A 1,997-nucleotide genomic window follows, 5' to 3' on the forward strand; every position below is an offset into this window, starting at 1 on the left:
GGCCGCGGCCTCAACACCGAGAAGATCAAGGCCAAGGCCATCTCCTCAGGTCTCGTCACCGAGGCTGAGCTGGAGAAGATGTCGGAAGCCCAGATCCACAAGTTCATCTTCGCGCCGGGCTTCTCCACCGCGGCCGCCATCACCTCGGTCTCGGGGCGCGGCGTCGGCATGGACGTCGTGCGCACCAATATCGACCAGATCGGCGGCACCATCGACATCAAGTCGGTGGCCGGCGAAGGCTCTTCCGTCACCATCAAGATCCCGCTGACCTTGGCCATCGTCTCCGCGCTGATTGTGGAAGCCGCCGGTGACCGCTTTGCCATCCCGCAGCTCTCGGTGGTCGAGCTGGTCCGGGCCCGCGCCAACTCCGAGCACCGCATCGAGCGCATCAAGGACACCGCGGTCCTGCGCCTGCGCAACAAGCTCTTGCCGCTGATCCACCTCAAGAAGCTCCTCAAGATCGACGACGGCGCTGCCTCCGATCCCGAGAACGGCTTCATCGTGGTGACCCAGGTCGGCAGCCAGACCTTTGGCATCGTCGTCGACGGCGTGTTCCACACCGAAGAAATCGTGGTGAAGCCGATGTCGACCAAGCTCCGTCACATCGACATGTTCTCCGGCAACACCATTTTGGGCGATGGCGCGGTGATCATGATCATCGACCCCAACGGCATTGCCAAGGCGCTCGGCGCCGCCGGCTCCTCGGCCCATGACATGGGCGACGAGAACGGCGCGCACCACATCGGCTCGGGCGAGCAGACCACCTCGCTGCTGGTGTTCCGCGCCGGCTCGTCGCAGCCCAAGGCGGTTCCGCTCGGGCTCGTCACGCGCCTCGAAGAGCTGCCGGCCGACAAGATCGAGTTCAGCAACGGCCGCTACATGGTGCAGTACCGCGAGCAGCTGATGCCGCTGGTCGCCATGGAAGGCGTCACCATTGCGAGCCAAGGCGCCCAGCCGATCCTGGTGTTTGCCGATGACGGCCGCTCCATGGGCCTCGTCGTCGATGAGATCATCGACATCGTCGAGGAACGCCTCAACATCGAGGTCGGCGGCTCCAGCCAGGGCATTTTGGGCTCGGCCGTGATCAAGGGTCAGGCGACTGAGGTGATCGACGTCGGCCACTTCCTGCCGATGGCGTTCGCCGACTGGTTCACCCGCAAGGAGATGAAGCCGTCGATGCACTCGCAGTCGGTGCTGCTGGTCGACGACAGTGCCTTCTTCCGCAACATGCTGGCGCCGGTCCTCAAGGCGGCCGGCTACCGTGTCCGCACCGCGCCGACCGCGCAGGAGGGCCTCGCCGCCCTGCGCGCGCAGAGCTTCGACGTGATCCTGACCGACATCGAGATGCCCGACATGAACGGGTTCGAGTTCGCGGAAGTTATTCGCTCCGACAACAACCTCGCCGCGACGCCGATCATCGGCCTCTCGGCGCTGGTGTCGCCGGCGGCGATCGAGCGCGGCCGCCAGGCCGGCTTCCACGACTATGTCGCCAAGTTCGACCGTCCCGGTCTGATCGCGGCGCTGAAGGAGCAGACCGCGGGCGCCGCCGGCGCCTCCGAGCTGAGCCGGGCGGCGGCGTAACCAACGGGATCAGGAGACAGATCGATGAGCACCAAGACCCAGTCCAGCGAAGGCGCCATGGTCGAATACGTCACCGCGATGATCGGCGGCCAGCTGTTCGGCCTGCCGATCTCCCGCGTCCAGGACGTGTTCATGCCCGAGCGCGTCACCCGCGTGCCGCTGTCCTCGCGCGAGATCGCGGGCGTTTTGAACCTGCGCGGCCGCATCGTCACCGTCGTCGACATGCGCGCCCGTCTCGGCCTGCCCAAGGCCGAAGACGGCAAGGTGCCGATGGCGGTCGGTGTCGATTTGCGCGGTGAATCCTATGGCCTCCTGATCGACCAGATCGGCGAGGTGCTGCGCCTGCCCGAGGCCGGCATGGAAGAGAACCCCGTCAACCTCGATCCCCGCATGGCCAAGCTCGCCGGCGGCGTCCA

General features: G+C 66.2%; 2 protein-coding genes. Both read left to right on the top strand.

All coding sequences use genetic code 11. From position 1 onward, the window contains the following. On the top strand, nt 1-1,581 hold a 1,581-nt coding region (locus JQ635_RS38880; protein ID WP_211415036.1), incomplete at its 5' end, for a hybrid sensor histidine kinase/response regulator. 24 nt (nt 1,582-1,605) lie between these two features. Next, on the top strand, nt 1,606-1,997 hold a 392-nt coding region (locus JQ635_RS38885; protein ID WP_211415037.1), incomplete at its 3' end, for a chemotaxis protein CheW.

This window comes from Bradyrhizobium iriomotense (genome assembly GCF_018130765.1).
GTDB lineage: Bacteria > Pseudomonadota > Alphaproteobacteria > Rhizobiales > Xanthobacteraceae > Bradyrhizobium > Bradyrhizobium iriomotense_A.